The following is a 25,957-nucleotide window of genomic DNA, read 5'->3' on the forward strand; positions in this document are numbered from 1 at the left end:
GCGCCCTCTGACCGCAGGTCGGCCGGGGTGGGTCGACCCGGAGAGGCCGCATGCCCGGCCCGGACCGACCGGCGGCAACCGCGTAGCGGGCGCCCTTGAAGACGTAGAGAAAGTTCTCATCCGGCGCTCTGGTTGCTCTGGTCCCGCTGGTCAGTTCAGGAGTCTGCGGAGGGTGGCGCGGGTTTGGTCGGCGAGGCTGACGGCTGCTCCTAGGCGGTTGTCGATGGTGGCCGTCACTCCGGGCGGTGGGTCCTTGGTCAAGGTGCTGGAGTACTCGTCCCAGTGCGAGAGCTTCCAGCGGTCGCGCGGAGCGTCGCGGGTCTCGATGTACTCGTGCATGGTGTCGAGATCGCTGTTGATCCAGAGGGCGGCGATCTCCACGCCTCGGCCCTGGCAGCGGTGGGTGAGGCGTTCCAGCCATCCGGGGGTGTGCAGCTCGGTGATGAACGGGGCTGCCAGGATCATCGATACGCCGGTGTCGATGTTGCCGTAGGCCGCGTTCAGAAGGCATCGGTACTCGTGTGGGCGGACCTCGGCACGGTAGAGGTCGGTGTGGCGGTCGTGGGGATCACCGCCGATGGAGATCAGTAGGCGCTCGGTCATGCGGCGGGTGAGAGCGTCCTTGTCCAGGACCGCCCAGCCGGTCAGGTCGGACAGGAAGCGGGCGAACTCGGTCTTGCCCGATCCGGCGTAGCCACCGACCAGGACCAGGACCGGGCTGGTTCCGGCGGTGGACATAGCGCGGGCGTGCATGGCGCTGGCAATGCGGGCCTGCAACGCGTTGGCCTCAGGGAAGAACGGCGACAAGTCGATGGGGACCGTCTCGGCGGACGCTCCGGCTCCTCGTGCCCATGCCGCCTTGCGCTCCAGAACGGGGAGCGGGACGCCGTAGGCGCGGGAGATGAAAGGAAGCCAGTCGTCGGGGATGCGGTCGCCGCGTTCCCAGCGGGAGATCTCGTGTCGGGTCAGGGTGCTGGAACCGGATAGGTCGCACAGCAGAGCTGCGGCGGCGCGTTGGCTGAGGTCGCCGCGTAGGCGGGCGAGGTACTTGCCGAACTCTCTACGTCGCTGAGTGGTCATCGAAGTGGCCTCCCGGATCAAGTCTGGCCCCCCGCTGGCCACCTGTCAGGCTCCTGTGTGAAACCAGGGACGGCGCGAGGTTGGGGAGCACAACTCAACCCGCCGTTCGAATCCGCGGGACATGTCCCGGGCTCGGCGGCCAGATACGAGGACTCCTGGTGAACGACACCCGCGCACAAGCTGAGGACATGGTTTTGGCACACCTTCGTGCCGACTTCCCCGGCCATTCGATCTGGCGGGCGACCCGCTACGACGGCAAGCCCGGGGACTGGGTCGCGACGCTGCACGACCCGGCTGCCGGGATCGAGCCGACCGTGATGCGCTCGACGCCTTCGGAGCTGCGGGCGGCGCTGATCAACGAGCGTGAGCGGGCGCTCGCGCGAGACGAGGAAGCCCGGTGATGGAACGCGAGGGTAGGACCGTTCCTTCACCAGAAGGGGCCGTTCAACCCCGAGTGGCTCAGGGAGGCCGGACGGAGACGGCGCGGCCGGCGGGCATGCCCGGCGTTCTGTCGGTCGTGTCGCCTCTGTCTCGGAGGTGGTCTGCCTGGCGGGCGCGGCGGCTGCTCAACCGGCTTGAGCGAAGGCTGCACGCTCACGGCTGGGCGACGCAACGCCGCTACGCGGAGACGCCGGTTCTCCTGCGTGTCTTCCTGCCCGAGGTGGCGATCGTCGGCGAGAGCATCGCGGCCGTCCGGGACGTCGACGGTTGGAGCTACCAGGCGAGTACGGGTGAGTGGCTGTCTTCTTGTGCTGATCCGGAGTTGGCCGCGACCAAGGTCACGGCGCTGTTCGCTTGGGCGGGGCTCTGCTCACCCCCGAATGCGGGGCACTTGTGATGACCATTGATCAACGGGCGGCGGCCCTGGAGAGAGAGTTCGGCCATGTGCTGTCGGCCTGGTACGGACAGGCCACAGGCAAGTGGTGGGCGCTGGTCAGAGCAAGACGGGGCCTGCGTCTGGTGGAGGCGGTCAACCCTCGGGAGTTGCGTGATGCGGTGGTTCAGGTGGACGGGTGGCCCTGGCCTCCGGCGACCCGCCGTCCCAGACAGAAGAGGTGAGAGGTTGTCCCTCGAACAAGAAGCCCGCGCGCTCACCGATCAAGCCGAACGGCTTCTTCAAGCCGTTCGGGAGTCTGGAACGCCGACCGACGCGGCGGCAGGCATGGTCATGGAATACATGATCGACGCTCTCAGCGACTGCGGCGAGGGTCTGAGGATGCTGGAAGATCGTCTCAGCAGAACCCGGCGCACTCGTTCCGGCGCGGAACTGCGCGAGTTTGATACGGCCCTGGTGGACTTGGGGATCTGCCAGCAGACGATGGAGGGCGTACAGCGCCTTCTCGGCAACGCACGCGGCGGGCTGCTGCGCATCGAACGCGGCGAAGTGAGCTGATCAGAAGCCCACGGCTCGAACGATCCGCTTCGCCGACTCCATCGGCTCACTCTCATCGGTGCGGATCGTCAGATCGAACGTCACCGCATCGCCCGCCGCGCGTAGATCGGCGTCGGCCTCGTCCCATGCCTCAACGCGGCGGGCGGTGTCGGTGTCGCCGCGCTCCTTCGACCGTTCGGCCGTGATCTCGCGCGGGACCCACAGCCGCACGCGCGTCCACGCAAGTGGGACCGCCGAACACAACTCGCGAATCCCCTGGGTGTCGCCCATATGAATCACTGGCGCCCGCCCGGCCTCGACCAGGTCCTCAACATCTTGGCGGTCAACGGCGTAGCGGTTGCCGTAGCGTTCGGTCTCCACGGCCAGACGTCCCGCGTCGCGAAGCGCCTGCAAGTCCTCGGACGAGACGTACCGGTAGCCGGTGCCCCGGCCGCTGCCGGCCTTGAGCTTGGTCAGCAGCGCGAACCGCTCGTCAAGCTCGGACAACGCGGCGGTGACGGTGTCCTTGCCGCTGGCCGGTGGGCCGTACAGGATCACGCCTCGGGGAGTCACCCGAGAATCTTACGAAGCGCCTCCCGCGTCTGGTCGGCAATGCTGATCGCCGCACCCTGGCGGTTGTCGATGGTCAGGTGAACGCCGGGCGGCGCGTGCTCAGTGTCGATGCCCTGGATGTACTCGTCCCAGTTCGCGAGCTTCCACGCGTCGCGCGGCGCATCGCGGAACTCGATGTACTCCCGCATCGACTCGACATCGCATCGGACCCAGATCGCCGCAACGTCCATGCCTTTGGCATTGCACCGGTTGGTGAGGCGGCTCATCCATCCCTCATCGTTCAGTTCGGCAATGAACGGCGCGGTCAGGATGGTGGAGATCCCGCAGTCGATGTTGTCGTTCGCGGTGTCCATCAGGCACTTGTACTCAAGTGGCCGCACCTCGTTGAGATACAGCTCGCTGTGGCGGTCGTGCGGGTCACCGCCGAGGGAGACAAGCAGACGCTCTACCAAGCGGCGGGTGAGGGAGTCCTTGTCCAGGAACGCCCAACCGGTCACGTCTCCCAGAAACCGTGCGAACTCGGTCTTGCCCGACCCGGCGTAGCCACCGACCAGCACAAGCACGGGCCTCTTCACGCCGTCAGTGAGCATCCGGCCGCGCCATGCGCTGACGACGCGGTTCTTCAGGACCTCTCCGGCGGCGGGATCATAGTCCTGGGTTCCGTCGGTGACATGGTCGAGGCCGCTAGAGATCGCGGAGGCGGCTTCCTCGGTCACTGCAGGGTTGGTCGTCGGAGTCGGTACGGGAAGCACGGCGGACGGGGCCTCCTGCTCACTGGGCAGCGGCAGCCGGAACCCGAGGTCAGGCTCGGTGCTCTGGTACATCAGACAGTAGGCGCGCCGGTAGTGCGGCCCCGGATAAACGCTGCCGGTCTCGTGCGACCAGATCGTTTGGAAGTTGCCCGCGATGCGGAGGTTGGCGCGGTCGGCGACCTGGCGCAACTTGTCCCCGGCGGCTTCAAGGCTCAGACCGTGCGCCTCACGACGTTCCCGAAGCCGCTCGGGCCGCCAACCAGGCCGCTGCTTGGTCGTGGTCATCTCTCGGCCTTTCCGTTCACCGCAGGCTCGACGACTGGCCGCCCGGCCTGCGTGGGGGATGTGAAAGCGGATGTGTAAACCGGTGTGCAAGAACCCGGTGAGCTGCCTGTGATGGGCTTCACACGCCTCCTGAGCTGGAATTTCCGTGTACCGAACAAGCGGACGGATCACCACAGGAGGCGGTCTCCAATGACGGAGAACAGCGAACGGGCGCGGACTCCTGAGGATCTGGTCGGGCTGATCCTCGCAGAGCTGGACGACCTCATCTGTCGGATCGATCAGCTTTCGACGGTTCTTGAAAAACACTCTCTTCGAGACGAGCGACCCGGTCCCCGAGGTCACGAACCGCCCCAAGGATCTCCGCCAACTGCTTCGTAAGGACGTCGTTCCCGGCGGACGCGGCGGGCTCGTTGACGTCGGCCTGGTCGCGGACGAACACTCCCTTGCCCTGCTGACCGATCACCAGTCCCTCGGTGCGGAGAACGCTGATCGCAGACTTCACGACTCCGGTGGACGCGTCGTAGTCACGAGTGAGCTGGGCGATCGACGGTAGTGCGTCGCCGGGGGCCAAGCGACCGTCCCGGATCTGTTGCCGCAGGTCATCGGCGATCTGTAGGTAACCGGGCCGCCCAGTCTTCTTGACCATCGTCCGCCTTCCGTCGTGGCTCAGCTCCTCCAGTTCAGCACAGCTCGCCAGCTAAGTGAACCAGGAAGACCTTGACAACATAGACGTCTAAGCTGACTATGTTGTCTAAGTATTTCACCTGCATCTGGAGGTAGCCACATGCGCTCCATCCCCGTCGACACCACCGCCCTGACGTTCGTGTGCGTCGCCCCGCCCCGCCCCAAGCTGGCCAATCAGGAGACCGGAGAGGTCAAGATCGACCGCGACGGTAAAACCGTCTTCACAGCCGGCCTGTCGGCCGCCGACGAGATGGGCCGCGTCGAGCTGGTCAACGTCTCGCTCTCCAAGGACCCCGAGATCACGGTTGGCCAGATCGTCCGGCCGGTCGGCCTGGTCGCCGCGCCCTGGGACCGCGAGATCAACGGTCGACTGCGCTGGGGCATCGCCTACCGCGCGGCTGACATCGTCCCGGCCGCTCTGTCGTCCGCCCCGCCCGCCGACGCCGACGGCTCCGCCTCGGCGAACGCCGCTTGAGGGGACCCCTGATGACGAATCTCGACGCCTACCTTCTCCTCGTCCTCCTGGTCGCCGTCACGGTCGGTCTGTGGGCTTGGCGGCGCTGGCACCCAGTCTCGTTCTGGTACGGCGTGGGCTTCCCGGCTCGCGTGGTGCTGGTCTACCTGACCTGGTCCAACGTCGCGGCTGGCTGCGGGCTGGCCCACAAGCGGCGGCGGTGGCGCTTCACCTTGGACGCCGTCCCACTGGCTGGTGCCGCCGCCCGCAACACCGTCGCTGTCGTACAGCACAAGCGCCGGATGAGCCGCGTCGATGTCGACAAGGCTCCCCGTCTCGGCCTTCCTCGGCCGACCCGGCTGGGCTGGCGCGTGCGGCTGCGACTCAGCGACGGGCAGGTTCCCGCCGACTACGAGAAGGCGGCCGAAGGCATCGCCCACGCCTGGCGGGTGCACTCGGTGCGCGTAGTCGACGTTCGCCCCGGTCGCGTCACCCTGTGGGCCACCATGCGCGACCCGCTGACCGAGGTCACCGTGACCCCCGAGACCGGTGACCTGCTCAAGGTCCGTCCCGGCAAGCTGGAGAACGGTCAAGACTGGATCATCGACTTCCGGGTCGTGCCGCACTGGCTGAACGCCGGGGCCACCCAATCGGGCAAGTCCAACCTCGCCAACGCGATCATCAAGGCCCTGGCCCCACAGCCGGTCGCCATCGTCGGCTTCGACCTCAAAGGCGGCGTCGAGTTCACCCCCTACGCTCCCCGGCTGTCGGCGTTGGCCACTACGCGCAAGGAATGTTGCGCCCTGCTGGATGACTTGGTCCGCGAGCTGGAGGATCGCATGGCGCTGTGCCGCTCCCACGGTGCACGCAACGTGTGGAAACTGCCCGAACCTCTGCGTCCGGTCCCGATCATCGTCCTCATCGACGAAGTCGCCGAACTGTTCCTCATGGCCGACAAGAGCGAGAAGGACGAAGTGGTGCGCACCGGGACCGCGCTGCTGCGGGTCGCCCAACTGGGCCGCGCGTTCGCCGTCCACCTGATCGTGTGCGGCCAGCGCATCGGCTCCGACCTGGGTCCCGGCGTCACCGCGCTGCGGGCGCAGCTCTCTGGGCGGGTCTGCCACCGCGTCAACGACCCCGAAACCGCCAACATGACCCTTGGCGACATGGACCCGGCCGCCCTGGACGCCGCCCGCGCCATCCCCGCCGAGACCCCCGGCGTGTGCATCGTCGCCGGTCAAGACGGCGCTTGGTACCGCGCCCGCTCGGTCTACGTCTCCGAGGAAGCCGCCGAAGCCGCCGCCTTGGGCTGCGCCTACCTGACCCCCGCCTGGGACACCGTCATCGGCTCGGCGCTCACGACCGACCCCGGCTGGCCGACCGCCGCCTGACCTGCCGATCTTCCTCCCTTCTCCGCTCGGCGTGAGCCCTGATCGCGCCACGTCCCTACCCGATCCATGCCTGAAACCGGCTCTGGAGGCACCGTGACCGCCCGAGTGATCACCCTCCGTCCCCGTCCCATCCCCGGCTCCGCGCTCGTCCCGTCCCCGTCCCCCTCGTCGTCCTTGGCCGTCCTCACCCCCGTCCGGATCGACTGGGACGCCGTCCGGAGCCTGTATGTCGCCCGCTGCTCCCGCTGCGTCGACGCCTTCGCCGCGTTCTCTCCTGACCAGGTCGACCGCTGGGCCGCCGCGCACCGCTGTGACGTCGAACTGGTTGCGCTGCTGGCCTCGCTGAATGTCCGGGACACCGCGTGAGTCGGCGCGTGTGGGGCGGCGTGGTCGACTCCGCCCCGGTGCTGGTCCTGGCGGCCATCGCGGCCGCCGGGTCCTTCACCCACATCCGCGACACCGCAATCGACCACGGACAACGCGGCTGGATGGCTTGGGCCGTGGCGGTCTGCATCGACCTGACCTGCGTCATGGCCGCTCGCGAACGCCAGCGCGACAAGAAGACCGGCCGCCGTTCCTCCGGGCTCTCCTGGCCAACGCTGGTGCTGACCGGCGGCGTCCTACTCTCCTTGGCGGCGAACCTGGCTCAGGCTGAGGCGACCGTCTGGGGCTGGATCGTCGCCGGCACCCCGGCGGCGGCGTTCCTGGTCGCGGTCTCCATGCTCGAACGCCGCGCCACTGGCGTCCGTCCGGCGGAACAGGCGGTTCCGGCTCAAGGCGGGATGGCGCCGCCGCCGTCCTTCGGCCGTCCTCCGTCCCCGTCTCGGCCGTCGCCCTCGTCCCGCGAGGTTCAGGACGTCCCCCGTCCCGAACTCACGGCCGTTGTCTCTGGCCGTCCCGACCCGGGCGAACAAACCGCTCTCCCCGTCCCTGAGGGCGGGGCCTCCCCGTCCGCTGAGGGTGGCACGCCCGAACCGGCCGCGCCGCTGGTGGCCTTCGCCCGCCGCGTCGCCGCCGAACACCAAGCCACCCACGGACGCCCCATCACCCGCGACGCCCTGCGCGCACGCCTCGGGGTGTCCAACCAACTCGCCTCCGAACTGCTCCGCCAAGTCCGCGACCACGTCCCCGCCTGACCCGACACAGGAGATCCGTCATGTCCGAGCAGAACCCCCCGTTCACCGCCCGCGACCTGCTCGCCCGCCACCGGACCATCGCCGGACTGCGCGCCCTGGCCGACTTCCTGGAGGCCAACCCCAACGTCCCGGTCAACCGGCACGGCGTGCGTTACTACGTCCACTCCGACCGCGACCGGCCCGACGCCTGCGGCCGGGCCTTCGTCGACCGCGTCGCCGCCCTGCTGGACGTCCCGGTCCGCGACGACACCGACCAGGGCGGCCACTACGTGGCCACGCGCGACTTCGGCGACGTCCTCTTCGAAGTGGTCCACATCCCCCAGCGAGCGCGCACCCTGCACGACGCCCAGTGGAGCTACGCCGACAACATCACCCTCGACGACCAGGGCGGGCGGGCGGCCTGATGACCGACCGACCCGCGCCCCGGTTCTGGTACCGGTGCCGATCCTGCGGCCACTCCCGCGCCTCGGACTGGCCCGACCTCCCGGCTGACCTGACCGGAACCGCCTGCAACTCCTGCGGTTCCGAAGAGATCACGCTCTACGAGCTGGCCACTCGGGGCGTGCTCCGTCTGCCCCGTCCGCTGGTCCCGCCCGTGCGGCGCTTCGTGTGCTGCCACTGCGGCGGGGGCGGCCTCGACTCCCTCGGCGCCACCTGCCTGCACTGCCACGGTGCGGGTTTCTGCTGAAAAGGGAACCGACATGCTCCGCAGACTCGGCTACTACGCCCTCGCGATCACGCTCATCTTCTTCGCCCTGCGCGACCCCAACGGCGCGGCCCGGGTGGTCAAAGCGACGTTCGGCTTCCTCATGACCATCGCCGACGGCCTGAGCCGCTTCGCCTCCGCCTTCTGACCCGTTTTCGTCCCGCCCTGGCGCGGTTCCCCGCGCCGCGTCAGGGCTCCCCTCTGGGCCTTCACGGACAGGAGATCTGCCCCGGTGTCCCTCGCTCCCGTCGTCTCGCTGCACAATCCGGCCGCCGTCCGCCAGATGGCAACCCGCCTCAACGGGACCGACTTCGCCCGCTGGGCCGCCCGGACTCGCGCCCTGGGTGGCTGTGTGCAACCGATCCGGCTGCGGGGCCGTGTCGACCACATCGACGCCCTGACCGGTGATCTGCTCCACCGCTACAGCACCGACGTCGAACCCGGCGGCGTCCTGCGCGTGGCCTGCAAGACCCGCCGCGCCTCCCGCTGCCCGTCCTGCGCCGAGACCTACCGGGCCGACACCTACCAACTCGTCCGCGCTGGTCTCGTCGGCGGCAAGGGAGTTCCGGAGAGCGTCGCCGCGCCCCCGGCTGCGTTCGTCACCCTCACCGCGCCGTCCTTTGGCCCGGTCCACACCCGGCGACAGAAGAACGGCCGTGTCGTCCCCTGCCACCCGCGTCGCAACGCCGGTACCTGCCCGCACGGGCGGGCGCTGTCGTGCACGCTCCGGCACGACGAGAACGATCCCCACCTCGGCCAACCGCTGTGCCCCGACTGCTACGACTACACCGGCTCAGCGCTGTTCAACGCCCTCGCCCCGGAACTGTGGCGCCGCTTCACGATGGCGCTACGGCGGCGCATCGCAAGAACCGCGGGGCTCACCCTGGCCGAACTGCGCGACGTGGCAACGGTCTCGTTCGCCAAGGTCGCCGAGTACCAACGGCGCGGTGTCGTCCACTTCCACGCCGTCGTACGCCTCGACGGACCGGACGGGCCGTCCTCGTCCCCGCCGCCGTGGGCCGCCTTCGACGTCCTGGCCCACGCCGTCGACCACGCCGCTCGCACGGTCTCGGTTCCAACCCCGACCGCGCCCGATCTCCCGTCACGGTCGCTGACCTGGGGGACACAGGTCGACGTTCGTCCGATCACCACCGACGGCGGACTCAGTGACCAGGCGGTCGCGGGCTACATCGCCAAGTACGCCACCAAGGCCGCCGAATGCGCCGGCACCCTCGACCGCCGCATTCACCCCTCCGACGACCTGGCGGCGCTTCCTATCACCGATCACGCCCGGCGGCTCATCGCCGAATGCCTGCGCCTGGGTGGACTGGAGGAGCTGGCAGAACTGCGGCTGGCCGAGTGGGCTCACATGCTCGGCTTTCGCGGCCATTTCTCCACCAAGTCCCGCCGCTACTCGACCACCCTCAGCGCGCTCCGCCAAGCCCGCACCGACCACAACCAGCACCAACGCGAGATCACGACTGGCCGCCTGCCCTTCGAGGACGACGACCAGGTCCTCACCGTCGCCCATTGGCGCTACGCCGGTCGCGGGCTCTCCCCCGGTGACGCCCTCCTCACCGCCGCCCTCACCGGAACTCCCCTCCCACCGCTGATCACCGACCGAAGGGACGCCGCATGACCCGACTCCTGCTCACCGTTCCCGAAGCCGCGAAGGCGCTCGCGATCTCCCGCAGCAAGCTCTACGAGCTGCTCGCCTCCGGCGCGATCCGCTCAGTTCGCATCGACGGTTCCCGCCGCATCCCCTACTCCGCCCTCACCGACTACGTCGACACCCTCACCGAGATCAAGGAGGCTGCCTGATGTCCCGGAAGACCGCCCTCGCCACCCCCGACGAACCCGACCAGCCCAAGGGCAAGAAGACCGGCAAGACCAAGCCCAAGCTCCGCGACGGCGTCGTGAAGCGTGGAAACACCTGGTCCTACGTCATCCGTGTCACCGACCCCGAGACCGGGCTCTCCAAGCCCAAGTGGGTCGGCGGCTTCGCCACCGAGGACGACGCCAAGGAAGCCCGCGACGAAGCTCGCGTCAAGGCTCGGCGCGGCGAGTACATCGACCGGAACCCGATCACCGTGGGCGAATACCTCGACGAGTGGCTTGAAGCGCACGCGGTCGAGATCAAGCCCAAGACCCTCGCGGACTACCGCCACCTGATCGAGCGGCACGTCAAGCCGAACATCGGCGGCATGAAGCTCCAAGCCGTCCGCCCCGCTCAGATCACCAAGTTCTACCGCGACCTCGTCACGAGCGGCGGGCGGCACGGAAAGGGGCTGTCCCCGCGCACCGTCGCCTACGTACACGCCGTTCTTCGGAAGGCGTTCGGGGACGCGGTCGTCGTCGACCAGATCCTTCCGTCGAACCCTGTCGAGCGCGCGAAACGTCCTCGGCAGCAGCGTCCCGAACCGGGGAAGGTCTGGACGCCTGCGCAGCTCCGGACGTTCCTCGGCCACGCCGCCGCTCACCGGCTGTCAGCGTTCTTCCACCTGGCGGCCTACACCGGAGCCCGGCGCGGGGAACTGCTCAACCTGCGATGGCGAGACATCGACTTCGACGGGGCAGCCATCCACATCAAGGGGTCGGCCGCGTTCATCGCCGGTCAGCGCGTCGAGGGGACGACCAAGAGTGGCCGGTCTCGCGTGGTCAGCATCGACCCGGGCACGGTCAAGATTCTCAAGTCCCATCAGGCGCGGCAGAACGCCGACAAGCTCCAGGCAGGTGAGCACTGGAAGGGCGGCGACAAGGTCGCTGACCGACACGTCTTCACGACCGGATGGGGAGAGCCCATCCACCCGGACACCGTCTCGTCGCTCATGGCTAACCTGATCAAGAGCTACAACGAGCCCGCTGAGGCGGAACCGCCCGCTGAGCCACTGCCGCACGCCCGGCTTCACGACCTCCGGCATGTCCACGCCACGACGCTGCTCCTGGCGGGCGTCCCGGTCCATGTGGTCGCCGCCCGGCTCGGGCACGCGGACCCGTCGATCACGCTTCGGGTCTACGCCCACGTGATCAACGAACAGCTCGCGGAGGCGGCGGAGATCTTCGCGCGGCGTCTCGATGAGGCGTCTTAGGAGGCGCTGTTAGCAAAGGCGTTAGCACAAAGGCCACTTCCAATGATTGGAAGTGGCCTTTGACCTGTGCGCACCCGTAGGGATTCGAACCCCAAACCTTCTGATCCGTAGTCAGATGCTCTATCCATTGAGCTACGGGTGCTCGCTCCAGGTGTGTCGCCTGGGGCGGTGTCGCGTTGAGAGTCTAGCAGCTCCGGGCCGGTGGTCCGTTCCCCGCTGTTCCCTCGCGGCAACGGGTTCAAGTCTAGGACACCTGGAGGAGTGCTTCGAACGCGGACGCCGGGAAGAGGTTCGCGGTGCTGGGAACCGTTCGCGGCAGGTATGCATCCAACCTCCGTACGTGACGCAAGTGACCGGTGGGACGACACCGGTTGCGACCCCCGCTCTGCAAGGAGATACCCCCTATGCGCATGTCCACCAAGCTCGTCGGCGTGCTCGCGATCGGTGGCGTGATGCTCACCTCCACGGCCTGTGGCCCGCTGTCGGCCGTCACCGGTGGCGGCGACAAGGCGTCCGCCTGCAACAACATCAAGACGGAGCTGGAGACGCTCAGCCAGAACGCCAAGATGCCCAAGCCCGACCTCAGCAACCCGTCGGCCGGGCTGTCGCAGCTGAAGCAGCAGACCGCCCAGATGGCGCAGCAGTACCAGAACACCGCGTCCAGGATCCGTTCTGAGGGCGACCGGGCCGGCGGCGACGTCCAGAGCGCCGCGGGCAAGCTCGCGGGCGACCTGGACAGCATGGCCAACATGCTGCGCAACTCCACCTCCGGCGGCGCCACCGGCATGAACTCCTTCTCCCAGATCACGCAGAACGCCGCCGACCTGGGCAAGGCGTGCGGCTTCAGCGGCACCTTCCGCTTCGGCTCCTGACCTGGACCGGGGGTGCTCCACCGTGCGGAGCACCCCCGGCTCGCCATATGCTGTCGTTGCGCTTTGCCGGTTGGCTCGCCGACCGGTAACCTGTGCTGAGCCTGGAGGATTCGCCTAGTCCGGTCTATGGCGCCGCACTGCTAATGCGGTTTGGGTGCAAGCCCATCGAGGGTTCAAATCCCTCATCCTCCGCCACTACCAGCGCCTCCGCTGAGGATCACTTCCTCGGCGGAGGCGTTTCTGGTCTCTGGTGTGGTCGCCTCCCCATCATGGGTGGCGAAGGCGCTACGCGGGCTTGCTGTCGTTTGCGCGCCTCGTAATGTGATCTGAGGCGTGGCGGGTTTACCGGTTCGTCTGGGTGGAGAGGTTCGAGGCTCTCAGTAGCGCTATGGCGCGGGTGCCTATGCGGAACGACTGGTCGGGGCGGCAGGCTCCGTCGAGAGGTACTTTGCGGCCGCGTGTTGCGATCGCCAGCACTGCGTCGCCTGTGAGGACTGAGGCGACGGCTCTCAGCATTTCCGGGACGCCGGCGCCGTCGGTGCCCTGCCAGGTCGTCTGCTCGCCGTAGGGGATGTCCGTGATGACGATGTCCGGTGTGGTCTCGCCGAGTGCCGTCTTCAGGGTGGCCGGGTCGAAGACGTTCGCTCGGTGGGCTGTTGTCGGCAGCCGTCCGCCCTGTGCCGCCAGGCTCGCGCCGAGTCTGCGCGCTGCCTCCGCGGCCTCCAGGTAGGACGGCTTGCCGAAGCGCTCCGCCCGGTCCTCCAGCGCTTTCGCTCGTCCTTCCAGCGCGTCGGGATCGAGCAGGCCGAGGTTCTCGCGGGCCAGTTCCAGGGCCTCGTCGTCGATGTCGCCGGCCACCAGCGAGGTGATCTCCGCGCGGTGCAGCAGTCCCAGGGTCGACAGCAGGTATCCGCTGCCGCAGCAGGGGTCCCAGACCACCGCGGGAGCGTCGCCGCCGCGCAGCGTCCGGGCGCGCAGGAAGATCTCCGAGGCGAGCCGGACGGGAAAGGCGGGGAAGCCGGGTGCCGAGCGCAGGACCGATCCGCTCGCGAGATCGGTGTAGTCGCCCTTGACGGCGACGTGGGTGTAGCCCACCGCTTCCCCTCTCCGGGACTCGTCCTGGAGATCGAGCTTAGTCGCGGGTCCCGGCCTGGTGGGCTGCGGGGAATCCGCGCTGCCGGGCGGATTCGTAGAGCATGAGGGTGCCGGCGGACGCGGCGTTGAGCGAGCTGGCGGCGCCGCCGATGGGGATGCTGACGATCTCGTCGCAGAGCTCGCGCCAGCGGGCGCTCATGCCGAGCGTCTCGTTGCCGACGACCAGGAGGACGGGTCCGGTCAGGTCGCAGTCGGTCACGGGCGTCTCGCCGTGCTCGTCGGTGCCCACGATCCTGATGGGCAGGCCGCTCTCACACTGGGCGGTCACCCAGTCCAGCACCTTGTCCGGGGACGGGCTGCGGACCACGGGCAGGCGGAACATCGACCCCGTGCTGGCGCGCACCGCCTTGGGGTCGTAGATGTCGGCGGCGTGGCCGGACACGAGCAGGCCCGAGGCGCCGAACGCGTCGGCGGAACGGACCAGCGTGCCGATGTTGCCCGGGTTCGTCGGCCGGTCGAAGGCCACGCCGAGGAAGTCGGGCCCCGTCGCCAGGCGGTCGAGGTCGTCCGGCCTGGTGGCGCCGACCGCGATCAGCTCGGGGGCGGACTCGCGTTCACCGAGCTCCCGCAGGAGTTCCGGATCGACCGCGACCGACGGGACGCCGCCGTCCCGCAGAAGGCCCTCCGCCCAGGTGGACAGCTTCTGCTCGGCCGGATAGAGCAGGCGGCGCAGCGGCCATTCGTGCTCGACGGCCAGGGAGATCGGCCGGACTCCGTGGATCAGGAACTCACCGAGCCGCTGGCGCTTGTTCCGGTTGGTGAGCAGCGCCTGCCACGTCTGGAACTGGTCGTTGCGGCTGCGGACCCGGTCGGGCGCCTTGGTGCGCCGTGCCCCCTTGGACGCCCCGTGACCGGCGCCCCGACCACGTTGCGGCCCGCCCTGATTCCGTCGATCCAGCATGGAACGACACTAGCAACGCGCTGATCCCGCCCTCGTCGGCGGAGCTTGTGACTTCAGCGGTTCGCTGATTTTCGAAGGAGTTCCTTGGGGGCGAATCGCGTCCGGACCGCCCTTGGGAAACGTCATGGGATCGTCTGCCCTTTGACTGCGGTGCACTCTGTATCCCGCTTTGCAGGCGGTCAGGCTTTGGCGGGGGTCGGTTTCGGTGGGAGGACGGCGATGGCGCCCGCGATCACCGCGGTCGTGAGACCGGCCGGTTGCGGGACGGTGCCGGCGAGGCCGAGGGGCTGGGTGGTTCGGGGTTGGCGAGGACGCCGAGGATGAAGACCGGGCTCAGCAGGAGCATGAAGCGGCCGGGCACGAACGCGACCAGCAGCGCCAGGAGGGTGAACAGCACCGGGCCGGGGCCGTCCCAGTCCAGGGCTTCGGGGGCGGCGTCGCCGATCGTGGCGGGAGGGAGCCCGAGGGGTCGGTGTCGTGAAGTCTCCATGACCCGCAGCGTCGGCTTGCCCTGGTGGGCCGGCGTTCCCTGGAGGAGGTGCTTCGGTGTGCTCCCCGTGGGGTAGCGCGTGACGTTGACGTATTTGCTCTCCGTTTTCGGCCTTGACGCAAAAGGGCGAGTTCTGTTGTCCGTAGACCTTGCTGTCAGTGCGGGCCGTTCGAGGAGAATGTATAAAGACCGCACTGACGATGGCGGCGTGGTCGGGTGGAACGGAGGGGGCCGACCGTTGGATGAGTTGCAGTTGTCCCATCGTCATCTGCCGGGCGGTGTCACGGTGGTGTCGGTGGCCGGCGAGGTCGACCTGCGCACCGCCGACCGGCTGCACGCCTACTTGCAGCAGGCGCGCCGGAGCCCTGCCGAACATCTGGTGCTGGACCTGACCGACACCCCGCTGCTGGACAGCACCGGTCTGCAGGTCCTGGTCAACGCCCACCTGTACGCCACCGCGCACGGCGCGACCATACGCGTGGCCGCCCTGGCGCCCATGGTGCAGCGTGTGTTCGCCATCACCCGGTTGGACGCCCACATCGGTGTGCACCCCACCGTCGAGGACGCCCTCCTGGCCGCCCTGACCGGCCGGCGGCCCGGCGGCGGAAGCGACGACGGGAACGGTCTCGGCGGCAACACCGCACATGGTGAATCCGCCTGATCGCCGGTTGTCGGCGGATGCCCGCGACCGGGGGCATGGACGTCGGTTGGCCGGTGGTTCGGCCTCTGCCCGGCCGGTTCTCTCCGTGCGGTGTTGCGGTCAGATCACGGTTGTGCGAGGGCGGATAGGCCTCCGGCGCCACGAGAAAGATCATTAACGTTGCGTTCCCTCCGCCGTGGAGGTTTCCGCCCATGCCCCTCGCCAGGTCCGGACGGCCGCGCTGACCGGTACGGTCGCCGCGCTCACGCCGGCCCTCACCGCGCTCCCCGCCAGGGCCGCCGAGGTCGGCCGGAACGTGCTGCTCGCCCCCGCCGACCAGCCCCCGGTCGGGCATGCCTGGTCCAAGCCCTACATCGATCCCTACTTCGACCCGTCGCGCACCGGGCCGTCGTGCTGGCAGTACGGGATCGCCACCGGGGCGCAGGCGTTCGAGCAGCGGTGGAAGAGCCGGCTGGCGACCTGCGCCGAGCGCGACAAGCCGGGCGAGGGCCCCGACGGCTCCAGCTACGTGACCGTCATCAGGAAGGTGGGCACCGCCGACGGCGTGGACGTCTGGCGGATCACCGGCGGGCCCAACCCCTACGTCGGTCTGGACAGCCACGTCCAGGTCGCGGTCGTCCGCCAGGGCCGCGCCGTCTACGCGATGAACCTGCTCGACTACCGCAACGGCGAACCGGCCCCCGTTCCCTTCACCGCCGCCGTCGTCAAGATCAAGCAGAGGCTCGCCGCCTACTACCCGTGAGCCCGGGACAGCGGCGGCGTGTCGCCGCGGGTGGTGGTGAAGCGTTTGCGGTACTCGCTCGGCGTGGTGCCCAGGTGGTGGGCGAAGGCGCGGCGGAGGCTCTCGTCGCTGCCGAGGCCGCTGTGCCGCGCCGCCGAGGTGATGCTGTGGCCGTCCAGGAGCAGTTGCTGGGCGCGGTCGAGGCGGACGCGTTCGACCCAGCGGCCGGGGGTGGTGTTCAGCTCGGTCTGGAACAGCCGGGTCAGATGGCGGGTGCTGACGGCCGCGGACGCCGCCATGGCGGGCACGCTGTGGTCGCCCGCCGGGTCGGCGAGCACCGAGGCGACCAGCGAGCGCAGCAGGTCGCTGCGTGCCGGCGGGGTCGCGAGGGCCGTGGAGAACTGCGACTGCCCGCCCGGCCGCTGCATGAACACGACCAGTTCGCGGGCGATGTCCCGGGCGACGTCCGCCCCGTGGTCGTCCTCCACCAGCCCGAGGGCCAGGTCGATGCCCGCGCTGATCCCCGCGGAGGTGACGTACCGCCCGTCGCGGATGTAGAGGGCGTCCGGCTCCACCCGCACCCGGGGATGGCGGCGGGCGAGCGTTCTGGCGTGCCGCCAGTGCGTGGTCGCCCGGCGCCCGTCGAGCAGGCCGAGGGCGGCGAGGACGAAGGCGCCGCTGCAGACCGAGGCGACGCGTGTCGCCCGCTCGGCGAGGGAGCCGGCCGCTTCCAGCAGCTCGTCCTCAAGGGGCTGCCCGGCCAGCCGGTCGGCGCCCGCGACCACGAGCGTGTCGACGGGCCCGGCGTCGGCCACCGCGGTCGCGCCGGCCAGTGCCAGGCCCGAGGCGGTCGTCACGTCGCCGCCGTGGGGGGAGACCAGCGCCAGCCGGTAGGGGAGGCCGAGCCGTACGGCCTGGTGCAGCACCTCCGCCGGGCCGCTGACGTCGAGCATGGTCACGCCGTCGAACACCAGAAAGGCCACCCGCTGCGTCATGTCTGAATCCGTGGTTCTCCTGGCAGAAAGGACAAGGCGCCAGGCTATGCCATCGGGCGAGGGTGGAGGTGTTCACCGAACGGGCACAGAAGGGCACATGTGATGAGCGAGACGATCGCGGACGTGCGCGTCCCGGACAGCGCGCTGGCCAGAGAGGCGACCGAGCTGGTGCGCGAGGCCGCTTCGCCGCTGCTGTTCGACCACTCCCGGCGGGTCTTCCTGTTCGGGGCGCTGCGCGGCCGGGAGCAGGGCCTGGATTTCGACCCCGAGCTGCTGTACGTGGGGGCGATGTTCCACGACCTGGGCCTGACCGAGCGCTTCCGCCGCACGGACCAGCGTTTCGAGATCGACGGCGCCGACGAGGCCCGCCGTTTCCTGCGGACGCACGGGATCACCGGTGAACGGGCCGACCGGGTCTGGACGGCCATCGCCCTGCACACCACCCCCGAGATCCCGTTGCGCATGGCGCCCGAGGTGGCCCTGGTGACCCGCGGCGTGGAGCTGGACGTCCTGGGCCTCGGCTACCACGCGATCTCCGACGAGCAGCGCGCGGCCGTGGTCGCGGCGCATCCGCGCCCGGACTTCAAGAACCGGATCCTCGCCGCCTTCACCGACGGCGTCAAGGATCGTCCGCAGACCACCTTCGGCAACGTCAAGGCCGACGTGCTGGCCCACTACGTCCCCGGTTTCACGCGCGGGGACTTCGTGGAGGCCATCAAGGGGTCCGACTGGCCCGAATGACCGTGGGGGCGGGTCAGCGGACGAAGAGGCGGCCGAGCTGGTGGTCGACCAGGCTCACGGCCTGCTCGGGCGTGTGCTGCCCGAGCAGGACGCTGGCCTGGAGCCCCTCGGCCCCCGCCACCAGGAACGCGGCCTCGGCCGGGGCGTCGATCTCGGGGTGCACCTGGCCGAGTTCCCGCGCCTGGGCCAGCAGGTCGGCGATCAGGCGTTCCAGGGCGGGCGGTGCCTGGCGGACGGTTTCGGCCAGGTCGGGGTCGGCCAGGAAACGCACGAAGTACGCCACGTACACCAGGTGCCGGTTGCGGCGCTCCTCGTCCAGGGGGAGCAGTTCCAGCAGCACGCCGCGCACGACCGCGCGCATGCCGGGGTCCTCGCCGAGAAGCTCGATGCGTTCCCGCGCGATCCGCTCGCCTTCGGCGTTGAGGATCTCCAGTGCGCCGAGCAGCAGTTGGCGGCGGGTGCCGAAGTAGTACTGCAGCAGCCGCGCGGAGACCCCGGCCTCGGCGGCGACCTGCCGCAGGGTCACGTCCTCCAGTCCGCCGCGGGTGGCCAGACGCCACACCGCCTGCGCAATCTGGCGGCGGCGCGCGTCGTGATCCACCTGTCGGGGCATGCGGGGTCCGTTCCTCCTGTCCCGCATGCGGTGAGCCCGGCACGCGTTGTGGTGCGATCGTACCAAGCCGATGTTATGGTGCGATCGAACCACAAACGTGGAGACCTCTTCTCAAGGTGGGAGCCGACTCATGAAACGCGTCACGAGCCTGGTCGTCGGCATGGTCCTTTTCGTGCTGGGAGTCCAGGGCGGCATCCGGTTGCTGGCCGACCGCGACAACGCCGGGATCCTCGACTGGATGCCCGGCGGGTTCCCGGTGCGGCTGTCGTCCTACGCGCTGATGATCCTCGCCGGAGCCCTCCTGGCGGGCTGGGGCAGCAAGAAGGCCGCGTAGGTCGGGGTCCGCCCCCCGCCGTCCCGCTGCGTTCGGTCAGTTCGTGGTGGGGCGTCCGCTGTCGAGGGCGTGCGGGCCGGTCTGATGGACGTGCTCTCGTCCGAGCAGATCAGGCGGCTCGGCGACATCGGCGAGACGCTGTTCGAGCACCTCGCGCCGGACGTCCTCGACGGCTCGCCGGGACCTGTCTCCGAGCGGTGATCTCGATCGGGGGCGACTCCGCCGGGCCTCCCCTGGCGCGCCGCCCCGCGTTCAGTGCTCGGGCACTATCTCCGCTGCTCTCGATGGGTGCCGTGCGCCTCTTCTTCGGCCGAGGGGCGAACTCTATGTTCCTGAAGCAGGACAGAAGCCCCACGCGGACCCCCCGAAGAAGAGGTGCTCTTCCCATGAAGCCTGCCATTCGCATGCTCGCCGTCGCGGGCGTCGCTCCGGCCGCCCAGGCGTCGTGCAACCCCAAGAAGCACAACCCGCGCATCTGCGTCACCCGCTCGGCAAGAACCTGCAGGCCAGGATCACCCACCGGGGGAAGTTCAGCGGCCCGGTGTCGGCGTCCTTCACCGTCAAGAAGAGCGACGGCTACCACGGCAAGGGCAAGAAGACCCTGAGCAAGAGGCTCTCGGTCAAGTCCCCGAAGGGCAAGAGCGGCGTCTGGTACCCGCCGATGTTCAGCTGCCCGAAGAACGCGACCCACACCAGCGTCTCCTACACGTGGAACCGGCGCGGCGTGGTCACCTCGACGCCCGTGGTCAAGTGCCGGTAGCACGTTCCTTCGGTGGGGTGCGCGGCCCGGCGGTGTGAGGTCGCGCCCCTGGTTCCCGCATCACGGCCTCCGCGCACCCCGGCCCCGCCGTGGCCGATGACCATGGTGGTCAGCCCATGTTCGTGGGCCGCGGACCGACCAGGAGATGGTCACGGCGCGGGTGCCGTGAGGGCCACCAGGTGCGCTCGCCGAGCAGCAGCAGGAGCGCGGGCAGGATCATGACGCGGATGATGACGGCGTCCAGCAGCACCGCCACGGCCAGCGCGAAGCCCATCTGCTTCATCTCCATGAGGTGCAGCGAGACGAAGCTGGCGAACACCGTCACCATCACGAACGCGGCGCTGGTGACCACCCCGGCGGACCGGCCGATGCCGTCGAGCACGGCCTGCCGGGTCGACGCCCCGGCCAGCACGGCCTCCTGGACCCGGCTGAGCACGAACACCTGGTAGTCCATGGACAGGCCGAACAGGATCACGAGCAGGAACAGCGGCACCCGGGAGCCGATCGAGCCGGTGGAGGTGAAGTCGAGCAGCCCCTCGGCCCAGGTGTTCTGGAACGCCAGCACCACCAGCCCGAGCGCGGCGGCGGCCGACAGCAGGTTCAGCACCACGCCGACCAGGCCCAGCACCAGCGAACGGAACGCCCCCACCGTGACGACCAGGGTCACCACCAGCAGACCCGCGATGACCAGGGGGAGCTTGCCCTTCTGGTGCTCGGGGTAGTCGGCGTAGCGGGCGACGTCGCCGGTCACCGCGACCTCCGCCCCGGCGATCCGGCCGGTGATGGCGCGGGCGTGCTCGGCGCGGAGGCCGCGCAGGGACGAGCGGGCCTGGCCGGTGAAGGCATAGTGCGGCACCGGCAGCTCCAGCATGCTGGTCCGGCGGTCGGGGGAGGTGCGCAGCAGCGCCGTGCCCGCCAGGCGCGGGTCGTCCTTGAGGCGTGCTCCCAGGTCGCGCAGGGCGGCGGTCACCTCGTCGGCGCGGGCGGCGTCGGCGCGCACGACGACCTGGTGCGTGGCCTTCAGCTCCGGGAACGCGGCGTTGAGCCGGTCGTAGGTCCGCATGGCGGGGACCGCGCGGGGGTGGCTGTCCTTGCCCATGTCGGTCAGGTTGAGGCTGAGCAGCGGGGCGGACAGGGCGAGCATGAAGAGCGTCGCGGCGCTCAGCATGATGACGGGGTGCCTGCTGGTCAGGCCCAGCAGGGCCCTGGTCAGCCGTCCGCCGCCTCCGTCCTTGGCGCGGCGCCGCCAGGGCGCTCCGCCGCTCCGGGGCGCAGGCGCGGCGCCGGCGGCCTTGCGGGCGGCGCGGCGGGCCGCGCGGCGCTCGGCGCGCCGGCCCAGCGTGGCCAGCAGGGCGGGCAGGATGGTCAGCGAGCTGAGCACCGCGACCAGCGAGACGACGATCGCGCCGGTGGCGATCGAGGAGAAGATGACGTCGTCGGCCAGGTACAGGGTGGCGCTGGAGACGGCGACGGCGATGCCCGACAGGACGACGGCGCGTCCCGAGGTGGCGGCGGCCAGCTCCACCAGGGCGCGGGAGTCGAGGCGTCCGCCGGAACGGGCCCGTTCCTCGCGTTCCCGCTTGAGGTAGAACAGGGTGTAGTCGACGCCGACGGCCAGGCCGATCAGCAGGATGACGTTGGTGCCGACGCCGGCGTCCGGGAAGACGTGCGAGGCCAGCATCGACAGGCCGATCGCGGCGACGATCGAGCTGAGCGCCAGCAGCAGCGGCACGACGGCCAGCGCCACCGACCCGAACACGACCAGCAGGGTGACCAGCGTGACGGGCAGCGCGATCATCTCGGTGCGCGCCAGGTCGTCGCTCCGCAGCGCGTCGAGGCCCTTGCTGATGGACGGGCTCCCGGTCTCCTCCACGCGCAGGCCCGGATGGGCGGCCTGGACCCGGTCGGTCTGGGCGCGCAGCGGCTCGACGTGCCGCTTGCCGTCCAGTTCGACGCCGTTCATGGTGATGTCGACCCGGACGGCCGTGCCGTCGGCCGAGGGCACCGGCGCGGCCACCGACCGCACCTCGGGCAGGGTCCGCATCCGCTGGACGACGTCGCGGGCGGCGGCGTCGGCGGCGGTCCGGTCGAGCGGGCCCGCCTTGGCGGTGATCAGCACGCGTTCGACGGGCCTCTGCTGGAGCCCGCCCTCGGTGGCCAGCGCCTCGGCCCGTCCGGCCTCGCCGATGCGGAAGTCCTCGGTGGTGGCGGGATTGCCGCCGATCGCGATCCCCAGGCCGAGGCACAGCGCGACGAAGAGGAACCAGCCGGCGATGGCCCGCCAGGGGTGCCCGGCGCTCCACCGGGCCATTCTCACAGGGACGTCGATCATGCCGTTCATGCTGGTCACCGGAGGACTCCCGAGGACAGCCTCGACCGGTTGAACCTGTTGTCCACCGGTCGGTGGACAACGCGGCGCGGCGGGCCGGGCGGTCAGGGGTGGGCCGGGTGTTTCGGCTCGTTCAGGGTCTCGCCGGGAGCGCCCTGGGCGAGCAGGCGGCCGTCCTTGAGCAGCAGGCAGTGGTCGGCGTTCCCGGCCGCCTCGGCGTCGTGGGTCGCGTGGACGATCGTGACGCCGGTCGGGACGAGCTGGTCGAAGATCTCAAGGATCCGCCGCTGGGAGTCGCGGTCCAGCCCGGCGGCGGGTTCGTCCAGGAGCAGCAGGTCGGACTGCTGGGCGAGCCCCTGGGCGATGAGGACGCGCTGGTACTGACCGCCCGACAGCTCGCCCAGCCGCGTCCGGGCGAGGTCGGCGACGCCGACGCGTTCCATGCAGTCCGCGATCACGGTCCGGTCGCGCCGGGTGAGGGGCCTCCACCAGCCGCGGTGCGCCCAGCGGCCCATGGCGACCGCCTCCCGCACCGTCATGGGCATCACGGCGGGGACCGCGGTGCGCTGGAGCACCAGCGCGGGCCGCCCCGCGCAGGAGGACTCCACCTCGCCCGCCGTGGGGGCGAGGATCCCGGCGAGCACGCCGAGCAGGGTCGACTTGCCCGAGCCGTTGTGGCCCACCAGCGCGGTCACGCGGGAGCGCGGGACGCGGGCCGTGATGTCGCGCAGCACCTTCGTGGCGCCGTAGCCCGCCCGGACCCCGCGCATCGTGATCGCCGTCTCGCCCACCCGCTCCACCCCTTCTTGCAAATGATAACGGTTTTCATTATACGATGCCGGGCATGGAGTGGCTTTTCACCCCTTTTGGGGTGTCGTTCGTGGAACGGGCGCTGTGGGGCGGGCTTCTCGTCTCCGGCATCTGTGCCCTGGCGGGCACCTGGGTGGTGCTGCGCGGCATGGCGTTCCTCGGCGACGCGATGTCGCACGGCATGCTGCCGGGCGTGGCGGCGGCGTCGCTGCTGAACGGGAGCCTGTTCGTGGGCGCCGTGCTGAGCGCGGTCGCGATGGCGGCGGGGGTGACGGCGCTGTCCCGGTCGCCGCGCCTGTCCCAGGACACCGGCATCGGCCTGCTGTTCGTCGGGATGCTCGCCCTCGGCGTGATCCTGGTGTCGCACTCGCAGAGCTTCGCGGTGGACCTGACCGCCTTCCTGTTCGGCGACGTGCTGGCGGTGCGCCCGCGCGATCTGGCCGTGCTGGCGGCGGCGCTGGTCGCCGCCGCCGTCCTCAGCGCCGTGGGGCACCGGTCGTTCGTCGCCCTGGCCTTCGACCCGCGCAAGGCGCGGACCCTGGGGATGCGGCCCCGGCTGGCGCACGCGCTGCTGCTGTGCCTGCTCACCCTGGCGATCACCGCGTCCTTCCACGTGGTGGGCACCCTGCTGGTGTTCGGGCTGCTGATCGCGCCGCCCGCGGCGGTCGTGCTGTGGGCGCGCAGCGTCCCGGCGGTCATGGCCGGCGCGGCGCTGCTCGGGGCCGTCTCGACCGTCACCGGGCTGCTCGTCTCCTGGCATCTGGGCACCGCGGCCGGAGCGACGATCGCCGCGACCGCCGTGGCGCTGTTCTTCCTGTCGGCGCTGGGGGCGGGCCTTCGCGACCGCCGGCCGCGCGCCTCCCGACGAAAGGAACCCGGGTACTCGTCATGATCTGTGGCAGCACCGGCCGCGCGCGACCGCTCGCGGCGCCGGCCGCCGTCGCGGCGGCCATCCTGCTGGCGGGCTGCGGTGGCGCCTCCCGGCCCACGGGCACCGCGGACGCCGGGCCGACCCCGCACGGGTACGTCGCCGGAGCCGAGGAGGCGGCCGAGGCGCAGTGGCGTCTCGTCCTGGCCGAGGAGGGCGGGAAGGTCCACGCGCTGGACCCCGCCACCGGCGGGACCGTCCCGGTCGCGGAGGCCCCCGGCCTCAGGGCGATGGGCGGCGACGGGCGCTTCGCCTACCTGACCGTGGGCGACGGCCTGCGCGTCGTCGACAGCGGGGTCTGGACCGTCGACCACGGCGACCACGTGCACTACTACCGCGCCCGCACGCGCGTGGTGGGCGACCTGCGGAACGCCGCGGACCCCGACGTCGCCGGGGACCCCGCCCTGACCACGCTGTCCACGGCCGGCGGCGTCCGCGTCCTGGACCGGAAGGCCCTCGACGCCGGAAGGATCGGCGAGGCCGCCAAGGTCGGGGGACGCGTGGCCGTGCCGTACGCCGAGCACCTCCTGGTCGCCTCCCCGGGGCGGGGGGACGTCACCGTCCACGACCGCGCCGGCCGCCACGTGTCGCGGCTGCCCGAGCCGTGCCCCGACCCCCGGGGGCAGGCGACGACCCGGCGCGGGGCCGTCCTCGGCTGCTCGGACGGGGCCCTGGCCGTGACGCACGAGGACGGGACGTTCCGCGCGCGGAAGATCGCCTATCCGGGCGAGGTGCCGGACGCCGAACGCGCCCGGGAGTTCCGCCACCGCCCCGGCTCGACGGTCCTGGCGGCCAGGGCCGGGGACAGGGGCGCCTGGGTCCTCGACGTCGCCGCCGGGAAGTGGCGCAGGGTCGGCGACGCCCCCGCGCTCGCGGTGAACGCGGTGGGCGAGGACTCCCCGGTCCTGCTGCTGGGCCGGGACGGCACGCTGCGTTCCTACGACCCCGCCTCCGGGAGGGAGGAGGCGCGCAGGAAGCTGCTGGAGGAGCCCGGGGGCACGCGGCCCGGACCGGTGATCGAGGTGGACACCGCCCGCGCCTACGTCAACGACCCCGCCGGAAAGGCCGTCCACGAGATCGACTACAACGACGGCCTGCGCCTGGCCCGCACCTTCAAGCTCCCCTTCACCCCCCGGCACATGGTGGAGACGGGCTGGTGAGCGCCTCCGCATCCCGCGGCAGGCGGCGCGCCGCCGCGCTCCTGGCCGCACTGTGCCTGGTCCTGCCCCTGGCGGGCTGTTCGGCCGCGGGCTCCGGGGGGTCCGGCGTGGTGGTCACCACCAACATCCTCGGCGACGTCGTCCGCAACGTCGTGGGCGACCAGGCCGAGGTGACGGTGCTGATGAAGCCCGACGCCGACCCGCACTCCTTCGGCGTCTCCGCGCAGGAGGCCGCCCGCATCGAGAACGCCGCGCTCCTCGTCCACAACGGCCTCGGCCTGGAGGAGGGCGTGGCGCGCAACGTGAAGGCGGCCGGCGCCCAGGGCGTCGCGACCCTGGCGGTGGGCGAGCGGGTCGATCCGATCCCCTACGCCGAGGGGAGGACCGCGCGGCGGCCCGACCCGCACTTCTGGACCGACCCGGTCCGGATGCGCAAGGCCGTCGACCTCGTCGCCGAGCAGGTCATCGCGCATGTCGACGGCGTCGACGCGGGGAAGGTCCGCGCCAACGCGGCCGCGTACGGCGGGCAGGTCACCGCCCTCGACTCCTGGATGAGGGGCGAGTTCGCCACGATCCCGTCCGGGCGCCGCAGCCTGGTCACCAACCACCACGTGTTCGGCTACCTCGCCCGGCGCTACGGCTTCCAGGTCGTCGGGGCCGTCATCCCCAGCGGCACCACGCTCGCCTCGCCGAGCGGCTCGGACCTCAAGTCGCTGGCCGACGCGGTCCGGCGGGCGGGCGTCCCCACCGTCTTCGCCGACTCCTCCCAGCCGGACCGGCTCGCGCGGGTCATGGCGCGGGAGACGGGGCTGGACCTCAGGGTCGTCCCGCTCTACTCCGAATCCCTCACCGGCGCCGGCGGCGGCGCCCCCACCTACCTGCGCATGATGCGCGCCAACACCGAGGCCATCACCGCCGGTCTGTCCGCGCGGTGACCCGACCCCCACAGGAACAGGGAACGAGAA

General features: G+C 70.5%; 32 protein-coding genes and 2 tRNA genes. 22 read left to right on the top strand and 12 right to left on the bottom strand.

The features are described from left to right. Positions 1-150: 150 nt before the first annotated feature. Positions 151-1,080 carry an AAA family ATPase gene (locus HNR61_RS47465; protein ID WP_246442378.1) on the bottom strand — a complete coding sequence of 310 codons (930 nt, stop codon included), beginning with the start codon at positions 1,078-1,080 and terminating at the stop codon, positions 151-153. A 158-nt stretch (positions 1,081-1,238) separates the two neighbouring features. Between HNR61_RS47465 and HNR61_RS09055 the strand changes: the two genes are divergently transcribed. Both HNR61_RS09055 and HNR61_RS09060 read left to right on the top strand, forming a co-directional pair. After that, positions 1,239-1,481 (top strand): hypothetical protein, encoded by a 243-nt coding sequence (locus HNR61_RS09055; RefSeq protein WP_182842670.1) that lies wholly within the window; start codon positions 1,239-1,241, stop codon positions 1,479-1,481. A gap of 662 nt (positions 1,482-2,143) precedes the next feature. Then, the gene (locus tag HNR61_RS09060) at positions 2,144-2,473 is read left to right on the top strand and encodes a hypothetical protein (RefSeq protein ID WP_182842671.1); all 330 of its coding nucleotides are present in this window, start codon (positions 2,144-2,146) and stop codon (positions 2,471-2,473) included. Here HNR61_RS09060 and HNR61_RS09065 read toward each other — a convergent pair whose 3' ends face one another. The 3 genes from HNR61_RS09065 to HNR61_RS09075 all read right to left on the bottom strand — a co-directional run bounded on the left by HNR61_RS09065 (position 2,474) and on the right by HNR61_RS09075 (position 4,708). After that, positions 2,474-3,010, bottom strand: a complete 537-nt coding sequence (locus HNR61_RS09065) for a guanylate kinase (protein ID WP_312897820.1) — start codon at positions 3,008-3,010, stop codon at positions 2,474-2,476. Between the two features lie 11 nt (positions 3,011-3,021). After that, positions 3,022-4,062, bottom strand: a complete 1,041-nt coding sequence (locus HNR61_RS09070; RefSeq protein ID WP_182842673.1) for a P-loop nucleotide/nucleoside kinase family protein — start codon at positions 4,060-4,062, stop codon at positions 3,022-3,024. A gap of 262 nt (positions 4,063-4,324) precedes the next feature. After that, entirely contained in the window at positions 4,325-4,708 is a 384-nt protein-coding gene (locus HNR61_RS09075; protein WP_182842674.1) for a winged helix-turn-helix domain-containing protein, read from the bottom strand. Between the two features lie 138 nt (positions 4,709-4,846). Between HNR61_RS09075 and HNR61_RS09080 the strand changes: the two genes are divergently transcribed. From HNR61_RS09080 to HNR61_RS09125, 10 genes are all read left to right on the top strand, one after another. Beyond that, the gene (locus tag HNR61_RS09080) at positions 4,847-5,221 is read left to right on the top strand and encodes an SCO3933 family regulatory protein (RefSeq protein ID WP_182842675.1); all 375 of its coding nucleotides are present in this window, start codon (positions 4,847-4,849) and stop codon (positions 5,219-5,221) included. Between the two features lie 11 nt (positions 5,222-5,232). Next, on the top strand, positions 5,233-6,591 hold the full coding sequence (locus HNR61_RS09085) for an FtsK/SpoIIIE domain-containing protein (RefSeq protein WP_182842676.1): 1,359 nt from the start codon (positions 5,233-5,235) through the stop codon (positions 6,589-6,591). A 93-nt stretch (positions 6,592-6,684) separates the two neighbouring features. After that, positions 6,685-6,957: a hypothetical protein gene (locus tag HNR61_RS09090; RefSeq protein WP_182842677.1), complete on the top strand. Its 273-nt coding sequence runs from the start codon at positions 6,685-6,687 to the stop codon at positions 6,955-6,957. Between the two features lie 38 nt (positions 6,958-6,995). Next, complete coding sequence (locus HNR61_RS09095) at positions 6,996-7,727, top strand: DUF2637 domain-containing protein (protein ID WP_312897821.1); 732 nt, start codon at positions 6,996-6,998, stop codon at positions 7,725-7,727. A gap of 20 nt (positions 7,728-7,747) precedes the next feature. Further along, on the top strand, positions 7,748-8,131 hold the full coding sequence (locus tag HNR61_RS09100; RefSeq protein WP_182842679.1) for a hypothetical protein: 384 nt from the start codon (positions 7,748-7,750) through the stop codon (positions 8,129-8,131). Continuing rightward, positions 8,131-8,415: a hypothetical protein gene (locus HNR61_RS09105; protein ID WP_182842680.1), complete on the top strand. Its 285-nt coding sequence runs from the start codon at positions 8,131-8,133 to the stop codon at positions 8,413-8,415. The genes HNR61_RS09100 and HNR61_RS09105 overlap by 1 nt, the downstream gene beginning before the upstream one ends. A gap of 13 nt (positions 8,416-8,428) precedes the next feature. Continuing rightward, on the top strand, positions 8,429-8,581 hold the full coding sequence (locus tag HNR61_RS09110) for a hypothetical protein (RefSeq protein ID WP_182842681.1): 153 nt from the start codon (positions 8,429-8,431) through the stop codon (positions 8,579-8,581). 135 nt (positions 8,582-8,716) lie between these two features. Continuing rightward, positions 8,717-10,072: a replication initiator gene (locus tag HNR61_RS09115; protein WP_182843188.1), complete on the top strand. Its 1,356-nt coding sequence runs from the start codon at positions 8,717-8,719 to the stop codon at positions 10,070-10,072. After that, positions 10,069-10,254 carry an excisionase family DNA-binding protein gene (locus HNR61_RS09120; protein ID WP_182842682.1) on the top strand — a complete coding sequence of 62 codons (186 nt, stop codon included), beginning with the start codon at positions 10,069-10,071 and terminating at the stop codon, positions 10,252-10,254. Before HNR61_RS09115 ends, HNR61_RS09120 begins: the two co-directional genes overlap by 4 nt. Then, positions 10,254-11,522 (top strand): site-specific integrase, encoded by a 1,269-nt coding sequence (locus tag HNR61_RS09125; RefSeq protein WP_220509142.1) that lies wholly within the window; start codon positions 10,254-10,256, stop codon positions 11,520-11,522. Before HNR61_RS09120 ends, HNR61_RS09125 begins: the two co-directional genes overlap by 1 nt. 69 nt (positions 11,523-11,591) lie before the next feature. Here HNR61_RS09125 and HNR61_RS09130 read toward each other — a convergent pair. Continuing rightward, a tRNA-Arg gene (locus HNR61_RS09130) sits at positions 11,592-11,664 on the bottom strand. Between the two features lie 262 nt (positions 11,665-11,926). On the opposite strand from HNR61_RS09130, the gene HNR61_RS09135 reads away from it, so the two are divergent. Together HNR61_RS09135 and HNR61_RS09140 are read left to right on the top strand one after the other, a co-directional pair. Then, positions 11,927-12,394, top strand: a complete 468-nt coding sequence (locus tag HNR61_RS09135) for a hypothetical protein (RefSeq protein WP_182842683.1) — start codon at positions 11,927-11,929, stop codon at positions 12,392-12,394. Between the two features lie 103 nt (positions 12,395-12,497). Next, positions 12,498-12,589, top strand: a tRNA-Ser gene (locus tag HNR61_RS09140). A gap of 147 nt (positions 12,590-12,736) precedes the next feature. On the opposite strand, the gene HNR61_RS09145 is transcribed toward HNR61_RS09140, so the two are convergent. From HNR61_RS09145 to HNR61_RS09155, 3 genes are all read right to left on the bottom strand, one after another. Beyond that, the gene (locus HNR61_RS09145; RefSeq protein ID WP_182842684.1) at positions 12,737-13,489 is read right to left on the bottom strand and encodes an rRNA methyltransferase; all 753 of its coding nucleotides are present in this window, start codon (positions 13,487-13,489) and stop codon (positions 12,737-12,739) included. A 37-nt stretch (positions 13,490-13,526) separates the two neighbouring features. Next, the gene (locus tag HNR61_RS09150; protein WP_182842685.1) at positions 13,527-14,450 is read right to left on the bottom strand and encodes a TrmH family RNA methyltransferase; all 924 of its coding nucleotides are present in this window, start codon (positions 14,448-14,450) and stop codon (positions 13,527-13,529) included. 232 nt (positions 14,451-14,682) lie between these two features. Then, positions 14,683-14,940 (bottom strand): hypothetical protein, encoded by a 258-nt coding sequence (locus tag HNR61_RS09155; RefSeq protein WP_182842686.1) that lies wholly within the window; start codon positions 14,938-14,940, stop codon positions 14,683-14,685. A gap of 253 nt (positions 14,941-15,193) precedes the next feature. Here HNR61_RS09155 and HNR61_RS09160 point away from each other — a divergent pair, with 253 nt between their 5' ends. Together HNR61_RS09160 and HNR61_RS09165 are read left to right on the top strand one after the other, a co-directional pair. After that, on the top strand, positions 15,194-15,601 hold the full coding sequence (locus HNR61_RS09160) for an STAS domain-containing protein (RefSeq protein WP_182842687.1): 408 nt from the start codon (positions 15,194-15,196) through the stop codon (positions 15,599-15,601). Positions 15,602-15,776: 175 nt separating this feature from the next. Further along, positions 15,777-16,343: a hypothetical protein gene (locus HNR61_RS09165; RefSeq protein ID WP_182842688.1), complete on the top strand. Its 567-nt coding sequence runs from the start codon at positions 15,777-15,779 to the stop codon at positions 16,341-16,343. Here the strand turns inward: HNR61_RS09165 and HNR61_RS09170 are convergent. Continuing rightward, positions 16,334-17,317 (bottom strand): GlxA family transcriptional regulator, encoded by a 984-nt coding sequence (locus HNR61_RS09170; RefSeq protein WP_182842689.1) that lies wholly within the window; start codon positions 17,315-17,317, stop codon positions 16,334-16,336. The genes HNR61_RS09165 and HNR61_RS09170 overlap by 10 nt on opposite strands. Before the next feature lie 102 nt (positions 17,318-17,419). Here HNR61_RS09170 and HNR61_RS09175 point away from each other — a divergent pair, with 102 nt between their 5' ends. Further along, positions 17,420-18,058 carry an HD domain-containing protein gene (locus tag HNR61_RS09175; protein ID WP_182842690.1) on the top strand — a complete coding sequence of 213 codons (639 nt, stop codon included), beginning with the start codon at positions 17,420-17,422 and terminating at the stop codon, positions 18,056-18,058. Positions 18,059-18,071: 13 nt separating this feature from the next. Here HNR61_RS09175 and HNR61_RS09180 read toward each other — a convergent pair whose 3' ends face one another. After that, positions 18,072-18,671: a TetR/AcrR family transcriptional regulator gene (locus HNR61_RS09180; protein WP_182842691.1), complete on the bottom strand. Its 600-nt coding sequence runs from the start codon at positions 18,669-18,671 to the stop codon at positions 18,072-18,074. Between the two features lie 130 nt (positions 18,672-18,801). Here HNR61_RS09180 and HNR61_RS09185 point away from each other — a divergent pair, with 130 nt between their 5' ends. Further along, positions 18,802-19,005 (top strand): hypothetical protein, encoded by a 204-nt coding sequence (locus tag HNR61_RS09185; protein WP_182842692.1) that lies wholly within the window; start codon positions 18,802-18,804, stop codon positions 19,003-19,005. A 445-nt stretch (positions 19,006-19,450) separates the two neighbouring features. Further along, the gene (locus tag HNR61_RS09190; RefSeq protein ID WP_182842693.1) at positions 19,451-19,765 is read left to right on the top strand and encodes a hypothetical protein; all 315 of its coding nucleotides are present in this window, start codon (positions 19,451-19,453) and stop codon (positions 19,763-19,765) included. 109 nt (positions 19,766-19,874) lie between these two features. Here the strand turns inward: HNR61_RS09190 and HNR61_RS09195 are convergent, their stop codons facing one another. Both HNR61_RS09195 and aztA read right to left on the bottom strand, forming a co-directional pair. Continuing rightward, on the bottom strand, positions 19,875-22,097 hold the full coding sequence (locus HNR61_RS09195; protein WP_182842694.1) for an MMPL family transporter: 2,223 nt from the start codon (positions 22,095-22,097) through the stop codon (positions 19,875-19,877). 101 nt (positions 22,098-22,198) lie between these two features. Continuing rightward, positions 22,199-22,864, bottom strand: coding sequence for a zinc ABC transporter ATP-binding protein AztA (gene aztA, locus HNR61_RS09200; RefSeq protein ID WP_182843190.1), 666 nt, complete (start codon positions 22,862-22,864; stop codon positions 22,199-22,201). Positions 22,865-22,938: 74 nt separating this feature from the next. On the opposite strand from aztA, the gene aztB reads away from it, so the two are divergent. The 3 genes from aztB to aztC are packed head-to-tail and all read left to right on the top strand — an operon-like array spanning position 22,939 to position 25,927. Next, positions 22,939-23,796, top strand: coding sequence for a zinc ABC transporter permease AztB (aztB, locus tag HNR61_RS09205; RefSeq protein WP_182842695.1), 858 nt, complete (start codon positions 22,939-22,941; stop codon positions 23,794-23,796). Continuing rightward, positions 23,793-24,992, top strand: a complete 1,200-nt coding sequence (locus HNR61_RS09210; protein WP_182842696.1) for a hypothetical protein — start codon at positions 23,793-23,795, stop codon at positions 24,990-24,992. Before aztB ends, HNR61_RS09210 begins: the two co-directional genes overlap by 4 nt. After that, the gene (gene aztC / locus HNR61_RS09215; RefSeq protein ID WP_182843191.1) at positions 24,986-25,927 is read left to right on the top strand and encodes a zinc ABC transporter substrate-binding protein AztC; all 942 of its coding nucleotides are present in this window, start codon (positions 24,986-24,988) and stop codon (positions 25,925-25,927) included. The genes HNR61_RS09210 and aztC overlap by 7 nt, the downstream gene beginning before the upstream one ends. Positions 25,928-25,957: the final 30 nt, after the last annotated feature.

This window comes from Actinomadura kijaniata, from assembly GCF_014138665.1.
Taxonomy (GTDB): domain Bacteria; phylum Actinomycetota; class Actinomycetes; order Streptosporangiales; family Streptosporangiaceae; genus Spirillospora; species Spirillospora kijaniata.

Coding starts and splice junctions, on each gene's coding strand:
- HNR61_RS09125 (WP_220509142.1), top strand. CDS start 10,254: ATGTCCCGGAAGACCGCCCTCGCCACCCCCGACGAACCCGACCAGCCC.
- HNR61_RS09070 (WP_182842673.1), bottom strand. CDS start 4,062: ATGACCACGACCAAGCAGCGGCCTGGTTGGCGGCCCGAGCGGCTTCGG.
- HNR61_RS09170 (WP_182842689.1), bottom strand. CDS start 17,317: ATGACGCAGCGGGTGGCCTTTCTGGTGTTCGACGGCGTGACCATGCTC.
- HNR61_RS09100 (WP_182842679.1), top strand. CDS start 7,748: ATGTCCGAGCAGAACCCCCCGTTCACCGCCCGCGACCTGCTCGCCCGC.
- HNR61_RS09085 (WP_182842676.1), top strand. CDS start 5,233: ATGACGAATCTCGACGCCTACCTTCTCCTCGTCCTCCTGGTCGCCGTC.
- HNR61_RS09120 (WP_182842682.1), top strand. CDS start 10,069: ATGACCCGACTCCTGCTCACCGTTCCCGAAGCCGCGAAGGCGCTCGCG.
- HNR61_RS09180 (WP_182842691.1), bottom strand. CDS start 18,671: ATGCCCCGACAGGTGGATCACGACGCGCGCCGCCGCCAGATTGCGCAG.
- HNR61_RS09110 (WP_182842681.1), top strand. CDS start 8,429: ATGCTCCGCAGACTCGGCTACTACGCCCTCGCGATCACGCTCATCTTC.
- HNR61_RS47465 (WP_246442378.1), bottom strand. CDS start 1,080: ATGACCACTCAGCGACGTAGAGAGTTCGGCAAGTACCTCGCCCGCCTA.
- HNR61_RS09105 (WP_182842680.1), top strand. CDS start 8,131: ATGACCGACCGACCCGCGCCCCGGTTCTGGTACCGGTGCCGATCCTGC.
- HNR61_RS09195 (WP_182842694.1), bottom strand. CDS start 22,097: ATGATCGACGTCCCTGTGAGAATGGCCCGGTGGAGCGCCGGGCACCCC.
- HNR61_RS09115 (WP_182843188.1), top strand. CDS start 8,717: ATGGCAACCCGCCTCAACGGGACCGACTTCGCCCGCTGGGCCGCCCGG.
- HNR61_RS09135 (WP_182842683.1), top strand. CDS start 11,927: ATGCGCATGTCCACCAAGCTCGTCGGCGTGCTCGCGATCGGTGGCGTG.
- aztA (WP_182843190.1), bottom strand. CDS start 22,864: ATGCGCGGGGTCCGGGCGGGCTACGGCGCCACGAAGGTGCTGCGCGAC.
- HNR61_RS09155 (WP_182842686.1), bottom strand. CDS start 14,940: ATGGAGACTTCACGACACCGACCCCTCGGGCTCCCTCCCGCCACGATC.
- HNR61_RS09080 (WP_182842675.1), top strand. CDS start 4,847: ATGCGCTCCATCCCCGTCGACACCACCGCCCTGACGTTCGTGTGCGTC.
- HNR61_RS09150 (WP_182842685.1), bottom strand. CDS start 14,450: ATGCTGGATCGACGGAATCAGGGCGGGCCGCAACGTGGTCGGGGCGCC.
- HNR61_RS09075 (WP_182842674.1), bottom strand. CDS start 4,708: ATGGTCAAGAAGACTGGGCGGCCCGGTTACCTACAGATCGCCGATGAC.
- HNR61_RS09210 (WP_182842696.1), top strand. CDS start 23,793: ATGATCTGTGGCAGCACCGGCCGCGCGCGACCGCTCGCGGCGCCGGCC.
- HNR61_RS09175 (WP_182842690.1), top strand. CDS start 17,420: ATGAGCGAGACGATCGCGGACGTGCGCGTCCCGGACAGCGCGCTGGCC.
- aztB (WP_182842695.1), top strand. CDS start 22,939: ATGGAGTGGCTTTTCACCCCTTTTGGGGTGTCGTTCGTGGAACGGGCG.
- HNR61_RS09185 (WP_182842692.1), top strand. CDS start 18,802: ATGAAACGCGTCACGAGCCTGGTCGTCGGCATGGTCCTTTTCGTGCTG.